We start from the raw sequence: 23800 nt of genomic DNA on the forward strand, positions 1-23800 counted from the left end.
TTTCCGGTTTTATCAAAAACAGGAGAGAAAAAACAACAAGTAGGAGCGATATTTTTTTCATCTTTTTCGATCCTTCCATAGCGGAATCAGTAATAAAATGAATGCGATAATCACGATGTAGACACCTGTGCCTAACAAGCTGTGGGTTGTAAAGTTGGCCACTTTATTGGCTCCGATAATCGGCGGGACGAATGGGTCCATGTGGATGGGCGCATGCGGGTCCAAATTGGTGCCGTATTTTTTTAACGCTGCATAAAGGTCTAACACTCCAGCTAAACCGCCAATGACGAATAGCGAGATTAACCCGTAAAGTATGGATTTTTTGCGCAGCACCGCGGTAATCAGGGTCAGGACCGCCAAGCCGCCAACAATGTAGATTAAGTAGGATAATTCCGGGAAATTTTTCTCGCTGAAATTGGACATCCCAATATAATGGTTGAGCCCGTTAATGATGTCAATTTCGCCTGCTAGTTTATTCGGATAGACGATGATATTTAGGCCTTCTGGGTATTGTGGCGCATAGAAGAGCATTCTCCACCAAGGGAAAAACATCGAAATCACAATGAGAATAGCGGAAAGTCCAATTAATAAAGCTGAACCAAGTGATAATTTCCCTTTCTTTTGATCATTCAAGATAACCACTCCTATTATGGTGTAATCTTTGTAATGGGGAGGGTACCAATTGTTCAATTGATCCCCCCGCCAAAAAAGACTGCCAGGCTTAAGACGGCTAGGGTGGCCGATTAAGCTGGGCTAATTACAAAGTGCACAAAGCATTGGCATCGCGGCACAAACATGTTGCTTTTGAGCCAACCCTGTCTCTGTCCTCGCCTTGTGGGTTTGCCAGTCGGCGAGTTCTCTTTATAATATCAGAATTTATATCGTTCAAAATTGAGAATTGTCCAGCTCCACAAGGAACGCTACGGCAGCATAAACAAGGCGCTTCCGCTTTTCTATTTCGGTTTGACAAGGAAGTAGCCGTTCATTTCCTGGTGCAGGGCAGAGCAGAAGTTTGTGCAATAGAGCGGGAAGGTACCGGCTTTATCGGCGGTAAATTCCATTGTATTGGTTTGTCCCGGCTGGACTTCCATGTTCAAGTCATAGTCATTGATCGCGAAACCGTGGGTAATGTCCTCATCGAAGTCGATGTTCGTTAAATGGATGAAGACATGGTCGCCTTGGTTCACCTCAATCACGTCAGGACGTTTTGCTTTGGAATCAAATACAAATCTTGAACGCATCGCAATCCCGTAGACATGGACTTCGTTGCCTTTGCGGACAATTTTAGTATCTTTTTGGGTGTAGACGGCATCCTTGTTTTTCGAATCCTTTGGATAGACGTTAATCGTCTTGATTTTGTCCGCCTTGATCATTTGGGCATAGTGCGGCTCCGGATCAACCGGTACCGATTGAACGATCTTCATTTTCTTGCCGCTGAGATCGATTAATTGCATTGATTCTGGGTGAGAAGGTCCAACTGATAGGTAGGAATCCTTCGCGAGTTTATTCAGCGCGATAATCCATTTTCCGTCGGGCGATACCGTGTCTCCTTCAGCGGAAACTGCGTGTCCTGGTGAATATTGAACTGGTACGCGGTCTAATGTTTTACCGGTATTTGGATCCCACTTGACAATTTCTGATGAAATGAACATCGTGGTGTAAGCCATGCCTTTATCATCAAATTGTGTATGTAGCGGTCCAAGGGCATTTTCCGGGTTGACTTCGCGTTCCATGACCGATTTATAGTTTAAAATCGGAATACCATTGCGTTTGCCAGCAAAATCTTTATTTTTAATCGCCTTGAAGGCTTTTTCAAACGAGAATACCGTCATCGCCGGGGCCAGCTTGCCGGAAGCGATGAATCGTTTGCCGTCTGGTGTTACGTCTACACCATGCGGGGATTTGGCAACAGGGACTAAATAAATGCCGCCTTTTTGTTTTTCCGGGAAAATCATTTTTTGCCCGCCAACATTTTCATATTTGCCTTCCTTAACCATTTGGGCAAGCTCTTTCCAGTTGAACAGGACGATGTAGTCACGGTCAGCCTGGGATGCTTTTACTTCCATTGTTGTAGTTGCTTCTTCAGTATTGTAAGTGGTCATTACGGCCCAATCTTTGGATATTTTCTTACCGGCATCGGAAAGGTCATAAGACCATGGCGGCAGCGCCACTTGATAGGCGATGTGAAGCTTTTCCTTTTTGTCATCAAAAGTTACCGCTGACATCACGCCGCGGTATTTCTGGCTGTAGTTGTCAAGCGATTCGTATTTTTGCCCAAGCGGAACAGCGAATCTTGTTGGTAAAAACAAGTACTCGGTATTTTCCGTTACAAACGCGGCACAGTGCGGGCCGGCTGTGTTAGGCACTTTGATAATGTCTTTGGTGGTGAATGTTTTTAGGTCAACAACGGCGGCGCGGGCATTGCCAACATCAGTGGCAAACATCCATTTGCCGTCATAATCGCCATTTGTTTCCGATAGGGCCGGGTGGTGCAGGTCGCCCCATGTATAACCGCCCATCAGCTTTTTCGAATGTTCGTCAAAGCCATAACCAGTAGCGGAGTCCGGCGAGAAGACCGGGATCGTTCTGATTTTGCGCATCGAGGGCACACCGTAAATAAACATTTGTCCGGAGTGGCCGCCAGATGCAAACAGATAATAGTCATCTTTTTTGCCAAATGGCACATAAACCTTTTGAGCATCGGTCTTGTTGCTGGCGGAAGCGGTTTCGGATTTTGGAAATGAGAAGTCGGCAAAGGTAATCGTTGCCGCGATAAAACCAGCCAGCAGGCCCGATGCGATCGGAATCCATTTTTTCATTCAGTACACCTCTCTTTGTATTATTTTTCAGATGCTTTTTTCAGTAATTCCAATACTTGCTTGCGTTCTTGGTCGGTTAATGGATTTTTGCCGATAACTCCTGACATCACCTCTGTAGTTGGTTTTTTCAGGAATTCTTCAATCGGCTTGCCGTGTTTCCCTTCCACATTGACATAAGCCTTGGATAGGTCGGGACCTACTTGCCCGCCTTGTAGATTAAGGGATTCCACGCTGTGACAGCCTAGGCAGCCCTTTTTATTTAGGATGTTGTCCTCGTCAGCGGCAACGGTTTTGGCGGCTGGTTCCGTCGAGGTGCTGCTTTTTTCAGTTGTGGCTGCTTTGTCTTTTGGACCGGTTTGTGCTGTCTGTGCTTCATGACTGGAGTTCCCAATCAGGACATCAAAGACGAGGTAGCCAAGCCCAAAGCCAATGACTAAACTAATCACAAAACTAATAATTGATTTTTTCACCTTTTCCCCTCCTTTTCTAGGTATGAACATTTTCATCCTAGACTTCGCTATTCCGGTGAAGTGTGATGGGAATCACACTAGTTCTGGTATTTATGAAAATTTTGTGAAGGGGCTATGAAAAAATTATTAACAAAGCTGGTTTGAAAAAATGAACTTTTTTTGAAATGTATATTTATGTAGGGAGGATTCCTTTTTGTGAGCTATGTCACTCATTTTTGGAGACAGGTCATTATAATAGAGGCTAATCTAAAGTGTTTTAGTGATAATGAGGATTTCTTTTGAAAAGGTGGTGGCAATTTTGGTCCAAATCAACTACTTGCAGGACGAGAATTTGGCAGTTTATCGGGAGCTGAATAAAGCGGATTTGCTGCGCAAGATTGTAATTTTTAAAGAGTTATCAGCTGCTTCGCTTGCGGTCATTGAAAGGCGGATTCAAACCTTTGAGTTCAAAAAGGGAACGCAGATTATTGCCGAGGATGAAGTGGCAAAAGGGGTTTATTTCATTTTTTCCGGAGCGGTCAAGCTGACGAAGCGGGATGAAAACGGCAATGAAATTATTGTTTGTATGAAGCAGCAGGGCGACATTTTTGCCGAGGCCTGTCTGTTTACCAATAATGCTGAGTGCTATCCGGCCACGGCAACGATGCTGGAGAACGGTAAGATTTTGTTTTTGGACAAGCAGGAGCTGGAGAAAGATCTTGCTGATTATCCGGAACTGGCGCTGCAACTGGTCCGCTATATGAGCGATGCCTTAAGGGAAATGACCGGACAGCTGCGCGATGTGGCCTTGCTCGATGTGTATGCGAAAACGGTGAAAACGCTGCAGCGCTTAGGGGCTAAATTTAATACTGACGGGAAGCGCTGGGGGATTGAAATCCCCTTGACGGTCCAGGAGTTTGCAACGGTGGTGGGGACGACCCGGGAAAGCGTCAGCCGCGTATTTTCGAAGCTGCGCAAGGATGAATTGATTGAGATGAAATCACGAAAAATTGTCATCCTCGACTGGTGCAAGCTGTGCACATTGGCGCATCACGGGTATTGAGGTAATTTGTTGCGACGGCTGGAACAGTGGATTGTAACTATCCGCTGCAAAAGTGTAGATATCTGGCCAGAAAGTGTAGATATTGTCACAAAAAGTGTAGCTATCTGGTCAAATAGTGTAGATATCGTCACAAACAGTGTAGATATCGCCAAAATTAGTGAAGATACCTTTCTATAGCGAAGAAAAAATGACGTGTGCGAAATCGGCACGCGTCATTTTTTAACTACCATGAAAGTATAACTATTTTCATTCTTTGCGCTGCATGATGGACTAATGGGAAAGCATAAGTTCAACTGCGCCTCATGATCCGTCCTTACGGAATCGTCAGTCGGCGAGTTTTCACTTATCAAATTTATAGGTCCAGAACCGCTCATTGTTGAGCCAGACCATCACTTGTGGATCCTGATTTTTCAATTTTTCCTCCATGTCAGCGAGCGTTGCCTCGGTCTGTGAGCGGTGCGCCTTGATCGCGGCCAGCTTCAGTTCATTCACCGGTGTTATGTTATTGATAATATCAGCTTCTCCAAGCTTTTCGACACAATCGTTGGAGAATGCAACACAGTGTACGGTCGGCCTTGCGGCAGCGGGCATTTTTTCCACCGCGCGGATGACGGCCGCCCCAGTGGCATTGTGGTCAGGGTGAACAGCATAGCCGGGATAAAAGGTAATAACCAGTGATGGATTCAGTTCCTCGATTAACGAGGAAATCAAATTGGTCATTTTATCGTCGTCTTCAAATTCAATGGTTTTATCGCGAAGGCCCATCATCCTCAGGTCTTGAATTCCTAATGTGCGGGCTGCTTCCATTAATTCTTTTTTCCTGATTTTCGGCAGTTCCTCCCGGTTCGTAAATGGAGGATTCCCCATATTACGTCCCATTTCGCCTAGGGTTAAGCAGGCGTAGGTGACCGGTGTGCCATTTTTTATATGAGTCGCAATTGTTCCAGATACCCCGAAGGCTTCATCATCCGGGTGTGGGAACACGACGAGGACATGGCGTTCTTTTTTCATAACCATTCTCCTTTCCGGTGATTCAAACAGAGTTGAGCCATTTTTCAAGTGGAACTGATACCTTTATGAGTTTAGTCAAACGGCGTCGTGCTGATTTCCAGGGCAACGGCCAGCTTGCCTTTATAATCGTGGCCGGCGAGTAGCAGTCTTCCTTGTGGATCCATTTCAAAATGGGTAATCCCTTCAGCGTAGACCCAGCCAAGGTTAATTTTTAGACCGACCCGGTAAGGACCGTCGCCGGTGATCTTACCTATTTCATAGCGGACAAGGGCATTACGGATATAGGCGCCGGCGGAAAAAAAGGTTTGATCATAGTGGGATGCATAGGCACCATTTGTTGTTTCCAGATGGATATAGACATCTTTGTTGGCTAGTTGGTTAATCGCTTCCTGCACGCGATTCACGTCAACAACTTCCATTTTCCGCTCCTCCTTCCCTTTACAACAGTTAAAATTTATAATGTAATTATCATACTAAAATTAATAAGAAAATGCGAAATCAATGCTTTGGTGGAAGAAAAAAGGCGCCCTTAGAAAAGGGACACCGTTTATATCATTACTTAGTTAATCCGCTGCGATAAGCGCCATGCCAGGTAGGACCGACGTATTGATTTAAGCGGAAGCCTTGCGAGATCGCGGCAGAGACAAAGTCTTTGGAAACTTGCACAGCCTCGTTGACTGATTTCCCTTTAGCAAGTTCCGCTGCAATCGCCGCTGAATTGGTACAGCCGGCACCATGGGTATAGGTTGTGTCGATTTTGTCTGATTCATATACTTTGAATTCTTTTCCATCATATAGAAGGTCAAGTGATTTTTCCTCTGTTTGCAGCTTGCTGCCGCCTTTGATGAGAACATTTTTGGCCCCTAAATCGTGGATTTTCGCAGCCGCCTGCTTCATTTCATCCAATGTTTTCGGTGTTTTCATTCCGGCAAGCTGACCTGATTCAAACAGGTTTGGAGTTACCACTAAAGCCCGTGGGACGAGCAGTTCACGCATGGCGTCAGCCGTTTCCGGATTGAGCACTTCGTCTTCGCCTTTACATACCATTACAGGGTCAATGACGACGCGCTCTAATTTGTGCTCATCCATTTTTCTGGCCACCAGTTCGATGATATCCACCGTTCCAAGCATGCCCGTCTTCATACCGTCAATGCCAACTGAGAGGACCGTTTCCAGTTGTTTTTCAACTAGGTCGACAGCAATTGGATCAACACGATGATGCCAGCCGTTTGGATCCATCGTCACGATACATGTCAGGGCGGTCATTCCATAAACGCCCAGCTCCTGGAATGTTTTTAAATCTGCCTGCTGTCCGGCGCCACCGCTGGTATCCGAGCCGGCAATGGTCAATACTTTTTTAATCGCCATTATGTAAAACCTCCTGAAAATCTGCTTCAATTCATTTTTATTATAAATCATTTGAAAAAAATTAACAGAAATGATGCATGATAAAGTGAAACTTCCATCAGTGTGGGGGTTCTTCATCCCCCCACTGGTGGTTAGTTGAACTAATCGGACCTTTACGGGCAGTTGATCCCCCACCTAGATTTCTTGTAGACTTGGACTATCGATGTGGGGGTCTTACTGCCCGTTAAGGTGGGATAAATTTTATAATGATAGGAGAGCGAGAATGAAGGGAGGCTATCCTGATCCCCTACTATTGGTTGTTGCCTCCAAAGGAGAGATATTCAGTTGAATCAATATTGGCAGAAGGTATTCCGGCTTCCAGCGGAGAATACCACAATACGGACGGAGGTCATTGCCGGATTAACTTCGTTTATGACGGTTGCCTATATTATTGTTATTAATGGAGTGATTTTGCGAACGGCCGGGATGCCGTATGAGGCGGTTACGATTGCAACGGTCATCTGTGCCTGTTTAGGCTGTCTGTTGATGGCACTTTGGGCGAATTCACCGCTGATCATCATTCCGGGAATGGGTGATAACGCCTTTTTCGTTTACACGCTTGTGTTAGCTTTTGGACTCTCATGGCAGCAGGCGCTTGCGGCCGTTTTTCTGGCCGGCATTGTGTTTTCGATGACGGCGATGACAAAGGGAGCGGTCTATTTAGCTGCCGCGATTCCTAAGTCGATGGTGCATGCGATTACAGCAGGGATTGGTTTTTTTATTGCTTTTCTTGGATTGAAAAATGGCGGCTTGATTATAGCCAGTAAAGGGACGTTTGTTACCTTAGGAAACTTACATGATCCCCATACGTTGACAACGATTTTGACCTTGGCCGTTTTGCTGCCGCTGTTTTTGCGCAATGTAAAGGGGAACTTTTTAATTGCGATGATCGTTGGTACGGCCATTGGTGCGATGTTTGGTATTGTCGACTTTTCTCAGCTGCGTGATTTTAGTATTTCTTTTAGCAGCTACCGGGAAGTGTTCCTAGCCTTGGATTTCAGCGGGATTAGCTCGGTCGATTTTTGGACGGCGGTATTTGCGCTGTCAATGGTGATTATTTTTGAAAATATGGGAGCACAGCTGGGGATGCTGCCGGATAAGGAAAAGTTCCGGAAAGCGTTTCAGGCGAATGCGATATCCGTTCTCGCTGCCGGGCTGTTCGGCTCAAGTCCAACGACGACGGCTGCCGAATCAGCAACGGGAATCGCTTCCGGGGGAAAAACCGGATTGACATCTCTGACGGCTGGCTTGTTATTTATCCCGGCGCTGTTCTTGATTCCGTTATTTAAGATTATTCCCAATGCCGCGATTGCACCGGTTTTCATCATTGTAGGCTGTATGATGATTCAAAGTTTAAAGGAAGTACCGCTGGATGACTTTACTGAGGCTTTCCCGGCCTACCTGATGATCGTCCTCATGCCGCTGACCTTTAGCATTGCCAACGGAATCGCATTTGGCTTCATCGCCTATCCCATCGTCAAATGGGCCACCAGCCGCCAAGACGAAACAACACCAGCCATGTATATCATCGCTTTATTATTTCTGCTTTATTTTATCTTTGGTTAAGGGTGCCGGTATGTGAATTTTTCACATGGTGCCTGACACCAAAAGAAGGAAGGTGTGGCTATGAACGAGGCTGCTGCCATTATTTTAGCGGGTGGGAAGTCTAGCAGGATGGGGACCAATAAGGCCCTTTTAAAAATAAATGATAAAATGAATGTTGAGAGAATTAGAGATTAACTGCGAAATAGCTTTCATGATATCATTCTGGTAACAAACGATCCAAAGGCATATGAGTTTCTTGGCATAAAAATGGTCAGCGATGATTATCCTGGTATGGGGCCGCTTGCTGGACTTCATGCGGGCTTAAAGGCGAGTGCCCGTAAGGTAAATCTTGTTGTTGCCTGCGATATGCCGTTTGTCTCGGCCAAGCTTAGCAGGTTGCTGGTCGAGCAATACCGTGGCGGTGATGCGGTGGTCCCGGTTATCAACGGCAAGCCCCAACCATTATTTGCTGTTTATAAAAAGGAAATTGCTGATAATGCAGCGAAATGTATTGAGCACGGGAAACGAAGCATGAACTACTTGCTTGACCGCTTAGTAGTCCATTACGTAACTGAAAAAGATCTGGCTGACTTTGCTAATGTAGATTTAGAGCGGTTTTTTTTCAATATGAATGAACCCCAAGACTATGAGGCTGCTAAAAAGCTGGGCTTAAAGAGGTGAAATCATTGACGTTTTATGAAATTTCAAAGGAACCGATTAACATTCAGGCGGTGATAGACAAGGTAGTCCGGCGGGAAGCAGGGGCGATTACGACCTTTATCGGAACCGTCCGGGAATTAACCGGTGGAAAGAAAACATTATTTTTGGAGTATCAAGCCTATGAAGCTATGGCAGTGAAAAAGCTTGCCCAAATTGGTGCCGAGATTGAGCAGCGCTGGTCGGGAGCCAAGGCGGCGATTACCCATCGGATTGGTCGCCTTGATATTACCGATGTGGCGGTGGTCATTGCCGTGTCCACCCCACATCGTGCGGATGCTTATGAGGCCAACCGCTATGCAATCGAACGGATAAAGGAAATTGTTCCAATTTGGAAAAAAGAACACTGGGAGAACGGCGAAGAGTGGGTCGGCAATCAGTTGGAAACGGCCGCTTATCCGAGCGGAAAACCAGAGGCAGGTGATTTCGATGAATAAAGTGCTATTTTTCGCCCACTTACGCGATGTGGTCGGCGAGGAGTTTATAATGGTCGATGCGAGCGGCAAAACTGTCGCGGAGCTGAAGGCAGAATTGGCGGCAAAGTACGATCTCCCCAGACTGGAGACGGTGATGACGGCGATGAATGAAGAGTTTGCTCCCAATGATGAAGTGATCCGCGATGGCGATGAGATCGCGTTGATCCCACCTGTCAGCGGGGGCTAAAGGGTCAGTCCGTATAAACTTATATGGATCTGACCCGTTCATGTTTATTTTTTCAATAATAGATAGACAAAGTAGGGGGCTCCAATAAAGGCAACCATAATTCCGGCGGAAATGCCGTTTGGCTCAATCAGATTATGCCCGATAGTGTCCGCAATTAATAAGAACCAGCCGCCGATTAAGATGGCAAGCGGGATAAATAGTTGATTTCTTGGACCAACCAGAGCCTTTGCTATATGCGGTGCGATTAGTCCAATAAAGGAGATGCTTCCGGTAACAGAAACGGCGGCAGCAGCCAGGGCCACCGCGATTAACAGCAGGGTGATCCGCTCTCTTTCCACCGACACACCGACACCGATTGCCACGGGTTCACCAAGACTAAGAAGATTCAAGCGATTGGCTTTGTACAACGTAATGGGGATTAATATCGCTAACCATGGAAGCAATGCCCCAATAAATGGCCAATCTGCCCCCCAAATATTCCCTGTTAGCCATTTGGCAATAAAATCCACTTTTTCCCGCTCAGCGGAGGAAATCAGGACAATCATTGCCCCGGAGAGCGCCATGGAAAAACCAATCCCAACGAGAACTAGTCTTACCGGGTCCAAACCGGTGTTTCTATGATAAGAAAACAGATAGATAAGACCAGCAGTCAAAAGCGCACCGAAAAAGGCACAAATCGGAAGGAGATAGGTAAAGGATCCGGTCTCAATCGGAAAAAACAAGAAGAACACGGCAATAGCCACACCGGCACCAGCATTAATGCCAATAATACCGGGGTCCGCCAAATCATTGCGGGTAATGCCCTGTAAAATCGCACCCGATAAAGCTAAGGCCATCCCCGCCAGTAAGGTCACCACCATTCGCGGCAAGCGGATGGAAAATAATACAAACTCCTCTTGAAATGTACCATGGCCGAAAAGCGTTGGAATCAGTCTGTCATAAGATAGAGAAGAATAACCCAGCCCCATTCCAATGATGATGGTGACGACAATCATTCCGAGAAAAAGACTGAAAAGGATTCGTTGTTTTCTTCGTAAGGCAGGGTGAATCATTAGAAACTGCCTCCCTTCCGCACAATGAATAAAAAGAAAGGAAGCCCCATCACAGCGACAATGGCCGCCACCGGTGTTTCATACGGTGAATGAATCGTCCGGCCCAATGTATCGGCTAATAGCATGAAACTAGCACCTGTCATAGCCGACATCGGAATAATAAAACGATAATCGGTTCCCACCATCGCCCGGACGATATGCGGCACCATTAAACCAATAAAAGCCATATTGCCGACAAGGGCCACTGATGCCCCAGCCAGCAGAACAATCACGATGAACAGAATTCCCTTGATTCTTGCTGTATTTTGCCCCAGTCCGACAGCTACCTCTTCACTTAAACTTAAAATGGTCAGCTGCCTGGAAAGAATCAGTGCAAGCAAAATTCCGATCACAATAAGCGGAACAATGATTTGGAGCTGGGGCCATGAAGTTCCGATTAATCCTCCGGCGGTCCACATCGAGACATTTTTGGACAGTTTAAAATAAAGACCGACCCCGTCCGCGATAGCGTATAGGAAGGCAGAAACAGCCGCCCCTGCCAAGACAATCCGGAGCGGCGAAAAGCCACCTTTTTTGGCGGCGCCAATCCCAAAAACCATGAGTGTTCCGATTGCTGCCCCGATAAAGCAGGCAATCGTAATCGTAAAATAATTGGCATTAGGGAGAAAAGCAAGGGTAATTGCCAGTGCGGCATTGGCCCCTGCTGTTAATCCGAGCAGTCCCGGGTCCGCAAGTGGATTTCTCGTCAGGCCTTGCATAATTGCTCCCGCAACAGCGAGGGCAGCCCCAACAAAAACCGCTCCTGTTTCCCGTGGGAAGCGAATTTCACGCAGCATCAATACTGTATCGGTTTTTGCGTCCAATGTTATAGCCTGCCAAACGTCTTTCAGGGATGTGTCAGCCGCTCCCAAAACACAGGCAACTATAAACATGGTGACAAAAACAACCAGACTGGTGGCTATTTTTACGATAAAAGGAATGGAAGCTTGTTCTTCTTTTGTCATTAGTCTCTCATTTTTTCTTTCGCAGGATAATGGGAAGAGGAATTCTAACGATTAGAATCCCTCTTTGGCTGATTATTTTCCTAAAAAGGAATGTTGGAAAAATTTCAATTGCTCCTCAAGTGTAAGCGGGTCATTGAGAGAAGCGCCGTTTCCAACCATTTCGAATACATGATGGTTCTTCACAGCCGGAATGTTTTTATATGATTCTGTTTTTTGGAAGGAAGTATCAGCATCTGCATATTTGCTTAGAATGACATAATCTCCGGCATATTCCGGCAGTACCTCAGCCGAAAGCGTATAATAGCCTGATTTCAGCGCCATTTGCTTAACTTTCTCTGGCATTTTCAGTTTCATGGCCTGGTATAAGATTTCCGTCCCGCGCGCCCAGTTATTACCATATACGTAAAGGCTTTTATCATAGGCTTCGATCACAGAGACGGTTGCATTTTCTCCGATTTTGGCGCGGATTTCAGCGCCTGTGGTTTGCGCCCGTTTTTTGAAGTCATCGACCCAGCCCCGCGCTTCTTTTTCCTTATTTAACAGTTTGCCAATTTCCACATGCTGTGTCAGATAATCTACCTTTCCCCATGTATAGGTTACAGTTGGTGCAATTTGCTTAAATTTATCCAGGTTTTTAGCAGTGGATAGTCCGATGATTAAATCAGGTTTTAGTTCAATAATTTTTTCAATATTATCTTCGGAAATTTCAGCGGCATGTTTTAGTTCATCCTTTAAAATCGGGCTGTTCTTAGACCAGCTATCAGTGCCGACTACATTTACTCCCAGTTTAAGCACATTTCCGGCGAAAGCTGAAAGCACAACCACCCGCTTTGGATGTGCCGGAACTTTAATGGGTCCATTTTCGGATTGATAGGTAATCGTTTCAGAGTCTTTGCCGTTATTCTTTGCGTTTTCCTTTTTTTCGACAGAATTATTACTGCAGGCACTAACGATAAGCACCAATAGAAGAAAGGGGAATAGCCATTTTTTCATTTTGATTATCTCCTTTTAAAAGATTGTAAGTAATGCACATTGGTTTGTTTGTCCTTGGGTCTCTGCCAATATGGGCGTCAATTTGGAATACTTTTCTCAAGACGTCATGGGTCATGACTTCCTCACAGTCACCGGCCTTGACAATTTGTCCGTCTTTTAAGGCAATCATGTAGTCAGCAAAGCGGGCTGCCTGATTTAAATCGTGAAGCACCATAACAATCGTCCGTTCCTGTTCGATGTTCAACTTTTGCAAAAGTTCAAGGACCTCCAGCTGGTGGGCCATGTCCAAATAGGTTGTTGGTTCATCGAGAAAAATAATCTCGGTTTCCTGTGCTAGAGCCATGGCAATCCATCCTCTCTGGCGCTGGCCCCCAGATAGAGAATCGACGGAGCGGTACTTGAAGTCGCTCGTCCCCGTGACTTCAAGTGCCCAGTCAATCACCTCGATGTCTTTTTTCGTTAAGCGGCCCAACCCCTTTTGGTAAGGGAAGCGGCCGTATGAGACCAGCTCACCGACAGTTAAGCCGCTGGCACTTTCCGGCGTTTGTGGGAGAATCGCCATTTTTTGGGCGAGAATTTTCGTGTTTTCCTTGAGAATGTCCTTTCCATCAAGCACAACCGTTCCGGACTGTTGCGGTACAATTCTGGTAATCGCCTTCAGTAATGTGGACTTTCCGGAGCCATTGGCCCCAATAATGGTTGTAATTTTGCGATCGGGGATTTCTACATTGAGATTTTTTACAATCAGCCGTTCTCCATAACCAATATGTAATCCTTTTGTATATAGGCGAACCATTGCCTGACCTCCGTTCAGCACACTGTAATTGATAATGATTATCAATATCGTTAATTAAAACTATAAACACTCTTAATTTGAATGTCAATCCGTTTTTTTAAAAGAATAAGAATGGATAACTTTCGAGTTAGAGAATTGTCTAGCTCGACAAGGAAGCTTCGCCAGTACAGACATCGAACGAAGGAAAGCGATAGCTTTTTCGAGGAGTTTGGACGGCGATGACTAAGGAAGACTTCAAAGAGAATAAGCTTCGCAGGAACTGGCTGTGCTTGTTCCGAAGTCGCTTGCGCTTATCTTATTATTTGAATGTTCTTCCGTTTTTATTGAAAACTAAGAAGGATCAGGGTATATTTATTTGAGAATGATAATCAATTACATAAGCTGCGAAGGAGTGGGCGAAAATGGATCGGAAAGAATTGTTTGATGTGACCATTATCGGGGGAGGCCCTGCAGGATTGTACTCCGCCTTTTACAGCGGGCTGCGGGAGATGAAGACAAAGATCATTGAGTACCAGCCGCAATTAGGCGGGAAATTGCATGTCTATCCCGAAAAAATTATCTGGGATGTTGGCGGACAGACTCCGATTCCAGGGGCCAAACTAATGGAGCAGCTAGTGAAACAGGGACTAACGTTTAACCCTACAGTGGTCTTGAATGAAAAGGTCGAGAAGATTTCAAGCGAGGGAGAACATATTTTTGTCGTGCAGACAGCTTCCGGAAAAAAACATTACTCAAAAACAGTTATCATCGCGATTGGAAGCGGTATTTTGAGGCCGAAAAGATTGGAAATAGATGGCACTGAGCAGTTGGAAGTGTCCAACTTACATTACACGGTGAAGTCTTTAACCCATTTCAAGGACAAAGCAGTGGTGATTTCCGGCGGCGGCAATACCGCGATTGATTGGGCAAATGAATTGGAATCGATTGCCAAGGTAGTATATGTAATCTACCGGAAAGATGCTTTAAAAGGGCATGAGGCCAGTGCAACCAAGCTGCTGAACGGTACGGCAGTTTGCCTGTTTCAAACGACAATGACAAAGCTTGATGTAAGTTCGGACGGTACAAAAATTGTTAGTGTCGAGTTGACGAATCATGAAACCGGTGAAGTCTTCAGCTTGCCAATCGACGAAGTCATTGTCAATCACGGTTATGAGATTGATGCTTCGCTTGTGAAAAATAGTGAATTGGACATTGAGATGGTGGATGACTTTTACATTGCCGGAAATGCTGTTAGCGAAACCTCTATCGGCGGTTTGTACGCAGCCGGGGATATATTGATGTACGAAGGAAAATTGCAGTTAATTGCCGGGGCTTTCCAGGATGCCGCCAATGCTGTTAATAAAGCCAAGCAATGGATCCAGCCGGATGCCGAGAAAACTGCTGTCGTTTCCTCACACCATGAAGGCTTGAAAAAGCGTAATCGGGTTTTGCTGCAGCAGATGATGAAGGGATGATCATCAGTAATAGGAAACAGGAGGCAGCGACATCTTCCATGCTACCTAAGGGAAACTTGTCGAAAAGTCTAATTTTTCGAAAAAACGGCGATACTCTTGTAAAATAGAATCGAGATTGAATGCTAGAGGTGGCGCTCGTGAATATATCAGTACAAAAGTTGTTGACAAAGATGGAAGCGGAGCTGCAGCAGGCGAAAATGGCTCAGAAACCAGAAAGCTTGCGGGAAAAGGTTTACTCGATTAAAATATTATCTGAGCTTATTCTGGACGAAGTCCAGGCTGGTGGAGCAGTGATGGAGCCTCTAAGGCAGCGGCCGCAGCCGAAATCCAGCTCACAGCCGAAAAAACTGGAATTGGATGATGAAGCAAACGGGGATTCGTTGTTTGATTTTTAACCAATGCTTAAAGTGTTGACAAGCAGAGTTGCGCCGCAGTTGGCGTTCTTTGTTTGCAACAGGAAGCATATTGGATGGAACAGGGGGGACAGGATGAAAGCTTTTATTGTAATTGGCGCTTTGAATGCCTTTTTGGCGGTGGCGCTTGGGGCCTTTGGTGCTCATGGGCTGAAGGGAAAGGTTGATGCCTACTATTTAGACATTTGGAAAACAGGGGTTCAGTATCAAATGTTTCATGCTGCAGGTATTCTGGTTGTCGGATTACTGCTGGGAAAGGTACCGGCAAGCTCCTTATTTACTTGGTCAGGTTGGTTGATGTTTGTCGGGATTATCTTCTTTAGCGGCAGCTTGTATCTGTTAACTTTAACGAATATAGGACCGCTGGGAGCAATCACTCCGATTGGCGGCGTCTGCTTTTTGATTGGTTGGGTGTTAATGATGATCGGTGCAGTGAAAAATTTTTAATCATGGCAAAAAGGCATTGGGTGTGAGTGATCCCGATGCCTTTTTTGGCTGATAGGAAAGCATAAAAACTTTCCTATCAGTCCACCATGCAGCGCAAAATCAGTGTTGCACCACAAAGAATGAAAATAGCTATACTTTCATGGTAGGCATAAGTTTAACTACGCCTCATGAACCGCCCTAACGGACTCGCCTTTCGACGAGTTTATGTGCCCCGGAAGGAGTTTGAGACTGGGCACTGCTGCTTTGCTGTTAACGCGGGGGAAAGTTGCTAATGAGGGCCCGGCTCCAAATGGATACTCGTATTCAATTTCTTCGGCAAAGGTGATGTAGTCGACGGCAACCATCGGAATCAAGTAGCGGGTTCCTACCTGCGGATCGCTTAGAATTACATGATCCCTGCCGGCAGCCTCGATAATGCCCCTAAATTCTTTGGCATTCCATTGGGGGTTGCCTTCAAAGGTAGCAAACACACTGACTAATTTTCCCTTGTTCAGTCGTAAAATATTTTCGATATATGACTGTTCAATTGGCAGCATGCCCGGTATCGCTGACCCCGCAGTGGCGGATGGCGGCGTGGGCATAGTGCCTGAACTGGTCGGCGGAAATTGCGGATGCGGCTGTACTGGAAAAAACGCCTGACCTTGGCCGCCGCCAGCGATTGGCTGTGCTCCCTGCTGTCCAGCTGCCCCGGTATACGGCTGGAAGCCTTGAGGATTGTAATATTGGTTCATTTGTTTCCCTCCTAAAAAATAAAATGTACCAATTTGCCTAACATTCTATACATACTCGATCAACCCTGAATGGATACATAAAGGGTCAAGCATTTCCCGAGATACGTTTATAGACTCGCTGTTTTATAGTATGAGAAAAAACAGTGAGATATGACTTGTAAATAGGAGGTAAAGTAAAAAAGCTTCCAAACAGGGCTGGAAGCTGTAAAGCAAAGAGCTAACCGGGCAAACGCAGTCAACACTTTTTTCAAAAAGCGCTCTGATTATTTTTATACCTGAAGGAATTGCGGCACGCGTTCTTCTGCTAAAATATTTCCGACAAAGAACGCGCCAAATTCGCCATAACGGGCACTCACTTCATCAAAACGCATTTCATAGACAAGTTTTTTAAACTGGAGGACATCATCGGCAAATAAGGTAACGCCCCACTCATAATCATCAAAGCCGACAGAGCCGGTAATAATTTGTTTCACCAGTCCGGCATATTTACGACCGATCATGCCGTGGCTCCGCATTAACTCGCGGCGCTCCTCCATCGGCAGCATGTACCAGTTGTCATTGCCTTGGCGGCGCTTGTCCATTGGATAGAAGCAAACATGCTTCGCTTTCGGCAAAATAGGATAAAGCCGTGCCTGCACCTGTGGATTTTGGTATGGATCCTCATCAGATGGCAAATAATTGCTGAGTTCGACCACGGATACATAAGAAAAAGCAGGAATGGTGTATTCTGCCAGTTTTGTTTTATTAAATTCGGTTTCAATTTCATTTAACTCTTCCATCGTCGGGCGAAGGATCATCATCATAAAATCGGCTTTTTGGCCGACGATCGTGTAGAGGGCATGGCTGCCTTCCTTGCGCTCTTGAGCCGTGTTCCATTTTTCAACGAGACCTAGAAACTCATCGATGGCGGCTTGCCGTTCGTCACTTGAAAGCATTTTCCAGGCGGTCCAGTCGACAGAACGGAAATCATGCAGGCAGTACCAGCCATCAAGTGTTTGTGCTGCTTCGCTCATTAAACTCACTCCTATATAATCATTATTCTTAGATCATCATTACTATACCATAGTTTGACCCACAGGTGCTTTAATAAAACCTTAAATTAGCGAGGTTGGATATTTTTATCAATAAACGCGCATCTTAAAACTGAGAGCGTAATTTTTTAAAAAAACTATTGCCTGAAAACGTTATCTTCGAATTGCATAGGTTGAAAAATTGTTCTGGTAAAGTATTCTAAAAGAAGAGCTTTTTTTTAAAATGGGAGGTTTTGATTAGTGAGTGATTTATTTACTGGCTTAAAGAATAAACTTGCCGGTCGCGAGTTAAAAATCGTCTTTCCGGAGAGTTTGGATGAACGGGTTTTAACAGCGGCGGGCCGGTTAGCAGCGGAAAAACTGGTAACACCGGTTTTGCTGGGGAATATTGACGAGGTGCAGGCAAAGGCTGCTGAACTGGGCGTCTCTTTGGATGCGGCGGAAATTTATGACCCTGCTCATTACGCGGGGATGGATGAACTTGTCGCCGCGTTTGTCGAGCGCCGCAAAGGCAAGGCCACGGAAGAAGATGCCCGTAAGATTTTACTCGATGTCAATTACTTTGGGACGATGCTTGTCTATCGTAATAAAGCCGACGGGCTTGTCAGCGGCGCCACCCATTCCACTGCTGATACCGTCCGTCCTGCACTGCAGATTATCAAGACAAAGGAAGGCGTCAAGAAAACGTCCGGCGTGTTCATTATGGTGCGCGGCGATGAAAAATATGTCTTTGCCGACTGTGCGATTAATATTGCTCCGGACAGCAATGATTTAGCGGAAATTGCCTTAGAGAGCGCGAAGACTGCAGCAATGTTTGATATTGAGCCGCGCGTGGCCATGTTGAGTTTTTCCACAAAAGGATCGGCCAAATCGGATGAAACCGAGCGGGTCGTTGCCGCTGTTGCCGAAGCCAAACGGCGGGACCCTTCGGTTGTGCTTGATGGCGAATTTCAATTCGATGCCGCTTTTGTTCCGTCTGTTGCGAAAAGTAAGGCCCCCGGTTCTGTCATTCAGGGTAATGCCAATGTATTTATTTTCCCGAGCCTGGAAGCCGGCAACATCGGTTATAAAATTGCCCAGCGCTTAGGCGGATTTGAGGCTGTCGGCCCGATTCTTCAAGGCTTGAACCGCCCGGTTAACGACCTGTCCCGCGGCTGTAATGAAGAGGATGTATACAAACTGGCGTTAATTACCGCAGCCCAAGGACTGTAATCTATTTCTGAGCTAGCTCTTCTTTTGGAGGGCTGGCTTTTTTTGATTGGCGGGCAGGGTTTCCACTTTATTCTAATCTTTGTACAATTGCAGGGTGATTACGCACAATTAGGCTTGGTTTTTGTAAAAAAACAGTTGGGTTTTGTAAAAAAGAGCTTCAAATATGTACAATTGCCCCCATTGATGAAGTAAGTTCCTAATATGTTCCAACTATTGAAAAATTGTTTAGGGATTACGTATAATTAGGCTTGGTTTTTGTAAAAAAACAGCTGGGTTTTGTAAAAAAGAGCTTCAAATATGTACAATTCATTGCGCTCATAACATTCTTTGGTACAATATTTACAACATACATATAAGGGGCAATCAATATGGAAGGTTTGCTGCGCCAGCCGGAGTGGCGGGTAATTGATCAGTCTGGTGTTGGACCGCTTTTTCCGGCGCTGGAGTCATTTGGTTATGATGATACGTTGTGTGCCTCTGTCGGGGCGGGAAAGGCACCGGCAACAGTGCGCACCTGGGTTCATCACAACACCGTCGTGTTGGGGATCCAGGATACGAAGCTTCCCTATTTGCAGGAAGGGATTCAATTTCTAAATGGACAAGGGTATCAGGTGATCGTCCGCAATTCCGGCGGTCTTGCGGTTGTCCTAGACGCGGGAGTTCTCAATGTTTCGCTGATTTTTCCGGAGGCGGAGAAAGGAATTGATATCAACCGCGGCTATGAAGCCATGTGGGCGCTTACGAAAAGCATGTTTGCTGATTTCCCGCAGCGCATTGACGCCGGGGAGATTGACGGCTCATATTGCCCGGGAAGCTATGACCTGAGTATCGGCGGGAAAAAGTTTGCCGGGATTTCGCAAAGACGGCTACGAAAGGGCGTAGCTGTCCAGATTTACCTCAGTGTCGACGGCAGCGGCTCGAAGCGGGCCGAGCTTGTCCGCGAGTTTTACCGCAGGGCGAAAAAGGATGAAGCGACGAAGTTCTTCTCCCCTGAAGTCGTCCCCGATGTGATGGCCTCACTGTCAGAGCTTTACCGCTGTGATTTTTCCATCAGCGATATGATGCTGCGCCTGCTTAACCAGCTGCAGCACTATGGAGATCGGCTTTATGCCGGCGGGTTAAATGAGTTTGAACTTGAGCTCTTGCCCGGATATATCCACCGGATCGTCCAGCGAAATGAACCTTATTTGGCGATGCAAACACAAAAAGAGGCTGGCTCTTAAACGGTTTATCCGCTAACAGAGCTAGCCTCTTCTTATTTAATAGAGCTGCTGCGCATTCTCTTCTCCCTGATGAATGGAACGTAAGCATTGGAATCCGCTTTATTCCGCTACTTTTTCCAGGTTCCCATTACGGTCCATTTTGAATTTGGTGGCGGGTCTTTCTTCTTCCTCAAATAAAACGAGCTTGCGGGCGCGGTTCATAATTTTCATTAAGGTTTCGTAGTCTTCCTGCATGGTTTCGGAATTTTCTTCGAGCCCCTTGATCTTGTTCTGCAATTCCTCGTTTTGTCGCTTCAAATCGGTCATTTCCCGCTTCAATCTTTCATTCTCACTTTTTAATGCTTCATTTTGCAGATTGGAATGTTGAAAGTTTTGCAAGAAGGCGATGACGGACTCCATTGTCAAACCTGTTGCTGGCGTATACACTTGGGGTTGCGGCTGTACATAGGATTCCATTGCCAATTCTGCGGTCATGTTTTGGACCTCGGAAGCTGGCACTTCTGCAATAGGTTCAGCTACTGCCGGGATTTCTGCGCTGACTGGCAGTGGACCCAACTCTTCCGGAGTGGTCACTGGCGGATTGTAGAGCAGTTTTTTCTTGCCGCCCTGATCTTTTCCTAAAATTCTTTGCCGTTGTTTTCGCTGCTTTTTCGCCAATGCCAGCGCTTTTTCATAACGGTGGCGGACGACGGCGTTCCATCTGAAGCCGCAAGCCGCAGAGGTTCGGTTCAGCTTGTCACCTACCTCTTCGAAAGCATTCAGCTGTGTACTGCCCTCTCTTACATGTCTTAGGACTGTTTCAGCCAATAGCAAATCGTTTTCATCTGTCCATGCATCTTGACGAACTTTCATTTGTTTCATTTCCCTAAAATTAATTTCCCATGAATGACATGCCTAATAATGGCTATGTTCAAAAAGTTCTAGTCTTATCATGGACAAGTTTTCTAGGCTTTATACCAATATGGTTAAAAGGATAATAGATTTTTTAAATAGCAATTTTAAAAAAGTTGTTTAGCATGGCGGGCATCGTTAAAGTTGTACGGCTTGCATCGACAAGAGAGAAAATGTAAAATACGTTAGGAGTTAATCGATCATCGTTCGTGATTTTTCCATTGTTTGCTCAATTGGTGAAATCTTAGCTGCCGGTTGGGCAAAATAATGTTATAGATTGTTGGTCATGCTTTAAGCACTCGTCTGTCAGGGGGCTAGAGCTGCCAATTGGAGAAAGGGTTGTCGGAAATGGCTAATGAATTTCGCGTTTGTGATGATTGCCAAGCCGTGAATTTAAAGACTTTGATTCCACGTCTGAAGGAGCTCGACCCCAATGCTGAAATCAAAATCGGCTGCCAATCATATTGCGGTCCCGGTCGGAAAAAGACCTTCACCTTCGTCAATAACCGCCCTGTCGCCGCCCTCACAGAAGAAGAACTAATGGAGAAAGTTAGCAAAAAAATAAAATAAATAAGGTTTGCCCAAAAATTTAATAATATTGATATATGCAAGGCTTTACAACAATAACGGAGTGCCCAAAAGTCAAAATATGACTTGCTGGACCGCTCCGTTTTTCTTTTTCAATGCAATCGCACGGTGTCACCGCATGGTGTCAGGCACCGTCCGTGGACACGATTCCACCCCACGCGGACACATAAAATGGAAATTGAAACACTGTTGTTGTCGAAAAATCCTGCGGAAATGTGCTGCTTTTTGGTATATAATAGGGCTAATGTAGTTCGGATTATGTTCTTGGGGAGGAGGGAAGCGGATGACGTATTCGACGGAAAAGTTGAGTGAGGAAAAAGTGTTTAAGGACCCGGTTCATCGCTATGTCCATGTGCGTGATCGAGTGATTTGGGATTTAGTCGGGACAAAGGAGTTTCAGCGCCTGAGGCGGATCAAACAGCTCGGGACAACGTTTTTAACTTTTCATGGTGCCGAACATAGCCGTTTCACCCATTCACTCGGTGTCTATGAGATTGTTCGCCGGATGATTGACGATGTGTTTGACGGCCGGCCGGAATGGGATCATGATGACCGCCTGCTCACTTTATGTGCCGCGCTGCTTCATGACCTGGGCCATGGCCCATTTTCCCACGCATTTGAAAAAGTATTTGATTTCGATCATGAGGATTTTACGAGAGCGATTATTTTGGGAGACACTGAGGTAAACAAGGTGCTTCAGCACATTGGTTCTGATTTTCCGGAAAAAGTCGCCGAGGTGATTGCCAAGACGTCCCCGAAAAAGCTCGTCGTCAGCATGATTTCCAGTCAAATTGATGCTGACCGTATGGATTATTTGCAGCGCGATGCTTATTTTACCGGAGTCAGCTATGGTCAGTTCGATATGGAGCGGATCTTAAGGGTAATGCGTCCGCGCGAGGAACAGGTCGTCATCAAAAAGAGCGGCATGCATGCGGTTGAGGATTATATCATGAGCCGCTATCAAATGTATTGGCAGGTGTACTTCCATCCTGTCTCCCGCAGCGCCGAGGTGATTTTGACAAAAATTCTCCACCGTGCGAAGCAGTTATTTAAGGAACATTATCTGTTTAAATATGAGCCATTGCACTTTTTCTCGTTTTTCCGGGAAAACGTGGCATTAGAAGACTATCTTAAATTGGATGAAGCGGTCATCATGTATTATTTTCAAATTTGGCAGGAAGAGGCCGATCCGATCTTAAGCGATTTGTGCCGCCGCTTTGTTAACCGGAATTTATTTAAGTATGCCGAGTTTGATCCGGCCAAGGAATATAAAAAAATGGCAGAGCTGAATGCCTTGTTCATCCAAGCAGGGATTGATCCCGACTATTATTTGGTCGTGGACTCCTCTTCTGACCTGCCCTATGATTTTTACCGTCCGGGTGAGGAGGAAGAGCGACTGCCGATTCACTTATTGATGAAAAGCGGGGAACTCCGGGAGCTTTCCCGAGAATCAGAGATTGTTGATGCGATTTCCGGGAAAAGACGGACCGATCACAAACTCTACTATCCTGCGGATTTTCTGGCTGACGAAACAACGGCTGGAGAGATTAAAAAGCAAATTCGTTCACTTTTAGAATAGCGGTCCGTTTGTGGAAATGAGCGGAGGCCGTTAAACTCGGGTTGGTATGTTTGTTTTGGAAAAATAACTCGAATACGTCGGTACAAACGCCTTTATAGGCTGACGAATATTTTTTCCTCTGAATTGATTTCAATTGTAAATGGTGACGGCGATTGCCATAAGGTTTAGATGGAGTAGGAGATGACGAATAGTGTTAAAAGATCATGCCAAGCTGATGCAGGCGATTATGGTTTCCGGCGAAATCGTCGGCCGCAAGAAACTGCAAAAGATGATATATATTGCGAAAAAAATTCACTTTCCGTTTAATGATCGATTCCAGTTTCATTTTTACGGCCCATACTCGGAGGAATTGACGACAAGAGTGGAGGAACTGTGCAACATGGGCTTCTTGAATGAGATCAAGGAGAAAAAAGGCGGCTATTTTCAGTACCGTTATACATTGACGGAATCCGGGAAAGAGTTTTTAAGTCTAAATGAAGTCGAGATGCCGTTTTTAGAAGATTGTTTCCAGGATATGAATGAGCAAAATGCAAGATTTTTAGAGCTGGTATCGACGGTTCTGTTTTTTGGTGAGCTTCCAAGGGAAGAGGTCAAAAACAAAGTATTTACGTTAAAAAGCAGCCAGCGCTATACGGAAGCGGAAATAGAAGAAGCCTATCGCTATATTGAAAGCTTGAGAGCGAAAGTTCAATAATGTCAGGTCAGGGAAATG

The 23800-nt window shown here is 45.6% G+C and carries 25 protein-coding genes and 1 pseudogene; 13 read left to right on the plus strand and 13 right to left on the minus strand.

What is annotated here, in order from left to right:
* Nucleotides 1-57 precede the first annotated feature (57 nt).
* From RCG24_RS17565 to RCG24_RS17575, 3 genes are all read right to left on the minus strand, one after another.
* Complete coding sequence (locus RCG24_RS17565; RefSeq protein ID WP_202654471.1) at nt 58-633, minus strand: hypothetical protein; 576 nt, start codon at nt 631-633, stop codon at nt 58-60.
* A 320-nt stretch (nt 634-953) separates the two neighbouring features.
* On the minus strand, nt 954-2819 hold the full coding sequence (nosZ, locus tag RCG24_RS17570) for a Sec-dependent nitrous-oxide reductase (protein ID WP_202654470.1): 1866 nt from the start codon (nt 2817-2819) through the stop codon (nt 954-956).
* A 20-nt stretch (nt 2820-2839) separates the two neighbouring features.
* Nucleotides 2840-3289, minus strand: coding sequence for a c-type cytochrome (locus tag RCG24_RS17575; RefSeq protein ID WP_202654469.1), 450 nt, complete (start codon nt 3287-3289; stop codon nt 2840-2842).
* 289 nt (nt 3290-3578) lie between these two features.
* Between RCG24_RS17575 and RCG24_RS17580 the strand changes: the two genes are divergently transcribed.
* On the plus strand, nt 3579-4331 hold the full coding sequence (locus RCG24_RS17580) for a Crp/Fnr family transcriptional regulator (protein WP_308077603.1): 753 nt from the start codon (nt 3579-3581) through the stop codon (nt 4329-4331).
* A gap of 339 nt (nt 4332-4670) precedes the next feature.
* On the opposite strand, the gene bshB2 is transcribed toward RCG24_RS17580, so the two are convergent.
* From bshB2 to pdxK, 3 genes are all read right to left on the minus strand, one after another.
* Nucleotides 4671-5342: a bacillithiol biosynthesis deacetylase BshB2 gene (gene bshB2 / locus RCG24_RS17585; protein ID WP_202654466.1), complete on the minus strand. Its 672-nt coding sequence runs from the start codon at nt 5340-5342 to the stop codon at nt 4671-4673.
* A gap of 71 nt (nt 5343-5413) precedes the next feature.
* Nucleotides 5414-5761, minus strand: coding sequence for a YojF family protein (locus RCG24_RS17590; protein ID WP_202654465.1), 348 nt, complete (start codon nt 5759-5761; stop codon nt 5414-5416).
* A gap of 136 nt (nt 5762-5897) precedes the next feature.
* Nucleotides 5898-6710, minus strand: a complete 813-nt coding sequence (gene pdxK / locus RCG24_RS17595; protein WP_202654464.1) for a pyridoxine/pyridoxal/pyridoxamine kinase — start codon at nt 6708-6710, stop codon at nt 5898-5900.
* A 324-nt stretch (nt 6711-7034) separates the two neighbouring features.
* Here pdxK and RCG24_RS17600 point away from each other — a divergent pair, with 324 nt between their 5' ends.
* From RCG24_RS17600 to moaD, 4 genes and pseudogenes are all read left to right on the plus strand, one after another.
* A complete protein-coding gene (locus RCG24_RS17600; protein ID WP_202654463.1) occupies nt 7035-8315 on the plus strand; it encodes an NCS2 family permease in 1281 nt (426 codons plus the stop codon).
* A gap of 60 nt (nt 8316-8375) precedes the next feature.
* Nucleotides 8376-8975, plus strand: a pseudogene (locus tag RCG24_RS17605) (molybdenum cofactor guanylyltransferase).
* 5 nt (nt 8976-8980) lie between these two features.
* The gene (locus RCG24_RS17610; protein WP_235888092.1) at nt 8981-9448 is read left to right on the plus strand and encodes a molybdenum cofactor biosynthesis protein MoaE; all 468 of its coding nucleotides are present in this window, start codon (nt 8981-8983) and stop codon (nt 9446-9448) included.
* A complete protein-coding gene (gene moaD, locus RCG24_RS17615; RefSeq protein WP_202654461.1) occupies nt 9441-9674 on the plus strand; it encodes a molybdopterin converting factor subunit 1 in 234 nt (77 codons plus the stop codon). Before RCG24_RS17610 ends, moaD begins: the two co-directional genes overlap by 8 nt.
* Before the next feature lie 44 nt (nt 9675-9718).
* On the opposite strand, the gene RCG24_RS17620 is transcribed toward moaD, so the two are convergent.
* The 4 genes from RCG24_RS17620 to RCG24_RS17635 all read right to left on the minus strand — a co-directional run bounded on the left by RCG24_RS17620 (nt 9719) and on the right by RCG24_RS17635 (nt 13519).
* Entirely contained in the window at nt 9719-10726 is a 1008-nt protein-coding gene (locus tag RCG24_RS17620) for a FecCD family ABC transporter permease (RefSeq protein WP_202654460.1), read from the minus strand.
* Nucleotides 10726-11730 carry a FecCD family ABC transporter permease gene (locus tag RCG24_RS17625; protein ID WP_202654459.1) on the minus strand — a complete coding sequence of 335 codons (1005 nt, stop codon included), beginning with the start codon at nt 11728-11730 and terminating at the stop codon, nt 10726-10728. Before RCG24_RS17625 ends, RCG24_RS17620 begins: the two co-directional genes overlap by 1 nt.
* 72 nt (nt 11731-11802) lie before the next feature.
* Entirely contained in the window at nt 11803-12723 is a 921-nt protein-coding gene (locus tag RCG24_RS17630; RefSeq protein WP_202654458.1) for an iron-hydroxamate ABC transporter substrate-binding protein, read from the minus strand.
* Nucleotides 12677-13519 carry an ABC transporter ATP-binding protein gene (locus RCG24_RS17635; protein WP_202654457.1) on the minus strand — a complete coding sequence of 281 codons (843 nt, stop codon included), beginning with the start codon at nt 13517-13519 and terminating at the stop codon, nt 12677-12679. The genes RCG24_RS17630 and RCG24_RS17635 overlap by 47 nt, the downstream gene beginning before the upstream one ends.
* Before the next feature lie 401 nt (nt 13520-13920).
* On the opposite strand from RCG24_RS17635, the gene RCG24_RS17640 reads away from it, so the two are divergent.
* From RCG24_RS17640 to RCG24_RS17650, 3 genes are all read left to right on the plus strand, one after another.
* A complete protein-coding gene (locus RCG24_RS17640; protein ID WP_202654456.1) occupies nt 13921-14973 on the plus strand; it encodes an NAD(P)/FAD-dependent oxidoreductase in 1053 nt (350 codons plus the stop codon).
* 137 nt (nt 14974-15110) lie between these two features.
* Nucleotides 15111-15368 carry a YwdI family protein gene (locus tag RCG24_RS17645; protein WP_308077604.1) on the plus strand — a complete coding sequence of 86 codons (258 nt, stop codon included), beginning with the start codon at nt 15111-15113 and terminating at the stop codon, nt 15366-15368.
* Between the two features lie 93 nt (nt 15369-15461).
* On the plus strand, nt 15462-15833 hold the full coding sequence (locus RCG24_RS17650; RefSeq protein ID WP_308077605.1) for a DUF423 domain-containing protein: 372 nt from the start codon (nt 15462-15464) through the stop codon (nt 15831-15833).
* A gap of 158 nt (nt 15834-15991) precedes the next feature.
* Here RCG24_RS17650 and gerQ read toward each other — a convergent pair whose 3' ends face one another.
* Nucleotides 15992-16564, minus strand: coding sequence for a spore coat protein GerQ (gene gerQ / locus RCG24_RS17655; protein ID WP_308077606.1), 573 nt, complete (start codon nt 16562-16564; stop codon nt 15992-15994).
* Nucleotides 16565-16833: 269 nt separating this feature from the next.
* Nucleotides 16834-17577: a hydrogen peroxide-dependent heme synthase gene (gene hemQ, locus RCG24_RS17660; protein WP_202654452.1), complete on the minus strand. Its 744-nt coding sequence runs from the start codon at nt 17575-17577 to the stop codon at nt 16834-16836.
* Between the two features lie 258 nt (nt 17578-17835).
* On the opposite strand from hemQ, the gene pta reads away from it, so the two are divergent.
* Together pta and RCG24_RS17670 are read left to right on the plus strand one after the other, a co-directional pair.
* Nucleotides 17836-18807 (plus strand): phosphate acetyltransferase, encoded by a 972-nt coding sequence (gene pta / locus RCG24_RS17665; protein ID WP_202654451.1) that lies wholly within the window; start codon nt 17836-17838, stop codon nt 18805-18807.
* A gap of 368 nt (nt 18808-19175) precedes the next feature.
* On the plus strand, nt 19176-20030 hold the full coding sequence (locus RCG24_RS17670; protein WP_202654450.1) for an octanoyl-[GcvH]:protein N-octanoyltransferase: 855 nt from the start codon (nt 19176-19178) through the stop codon (nt 20028-20030).
* Between the two features lie 99 nt (nt 20031-20129).
* On the opposite strand, the gene RCG24_RS17675 is transcribed toward RCG24_RS17670, so the two are convergent.
* Complete coding sequence (locus RCG24_RS17675) at nt 20130-20882, minus strand: RsfA family transcriptional regulator (RefSeq protein ID WP_202654449.1); 753 nt, start codon at nt 20880-20882, stop codon at nt 20130-20132.
* Nucleotides 20883-21269: 387 nt separating this feature from the next.
* Between RCG24_RS17675 and RCG24_RS17680 the strand changes: the two genes are divergently transcribed.
* From RCG24_RS17680 to RCG24_RS17690, 3 genes are all read left to right on the plus strand, one after another.
* Nucleotides 21270-21491: a YuzB family protein gene (locus RCG24_RS17680; protein WP_308079205.1), complete on the plus strand. Its 222-nt coding sequence runs from the start codon at nt 21270-21272 to the stop codon at nt 21489-21491.
* 301 nt (nt 21492-21792) lie between these two features.
* Nucleotides 21793-23088, plus strand: a complete 1296-nt coding sequence (locus tag RCG24_RS17685; RefSeq protein ID WP_308077607.1) for an HD domain-containing protein — start codon at nt 21793-21795, stop codon at nt 23086-23088.
* A 190-nt stretch (nt 23089-23278) separates the two neighbouring features.
* The gene (locus RCG24_RS17690) at nt 23279-23782 is read left to right on the plus strand and encodes a YwgA family protein (protein ID WP_308077608.1); all 504 of its coding nucleotides are present in this window, start codon (nt 23279-23281) and stop codon (nt 23780-23782) included.
* Nucleotides 23783-23800 lie beyond the last annotated feature (18 nt).

It is taken from the genome of Neobacillus sp. OS1-32 (assembly GCF_030915425.1).
Classification (GTDB): domain Bacteria; phylum Bacillota; class Bacilli; order Bacillales; family Cytobacillaceae; genus Neobacillus; species Neobacillus paridis.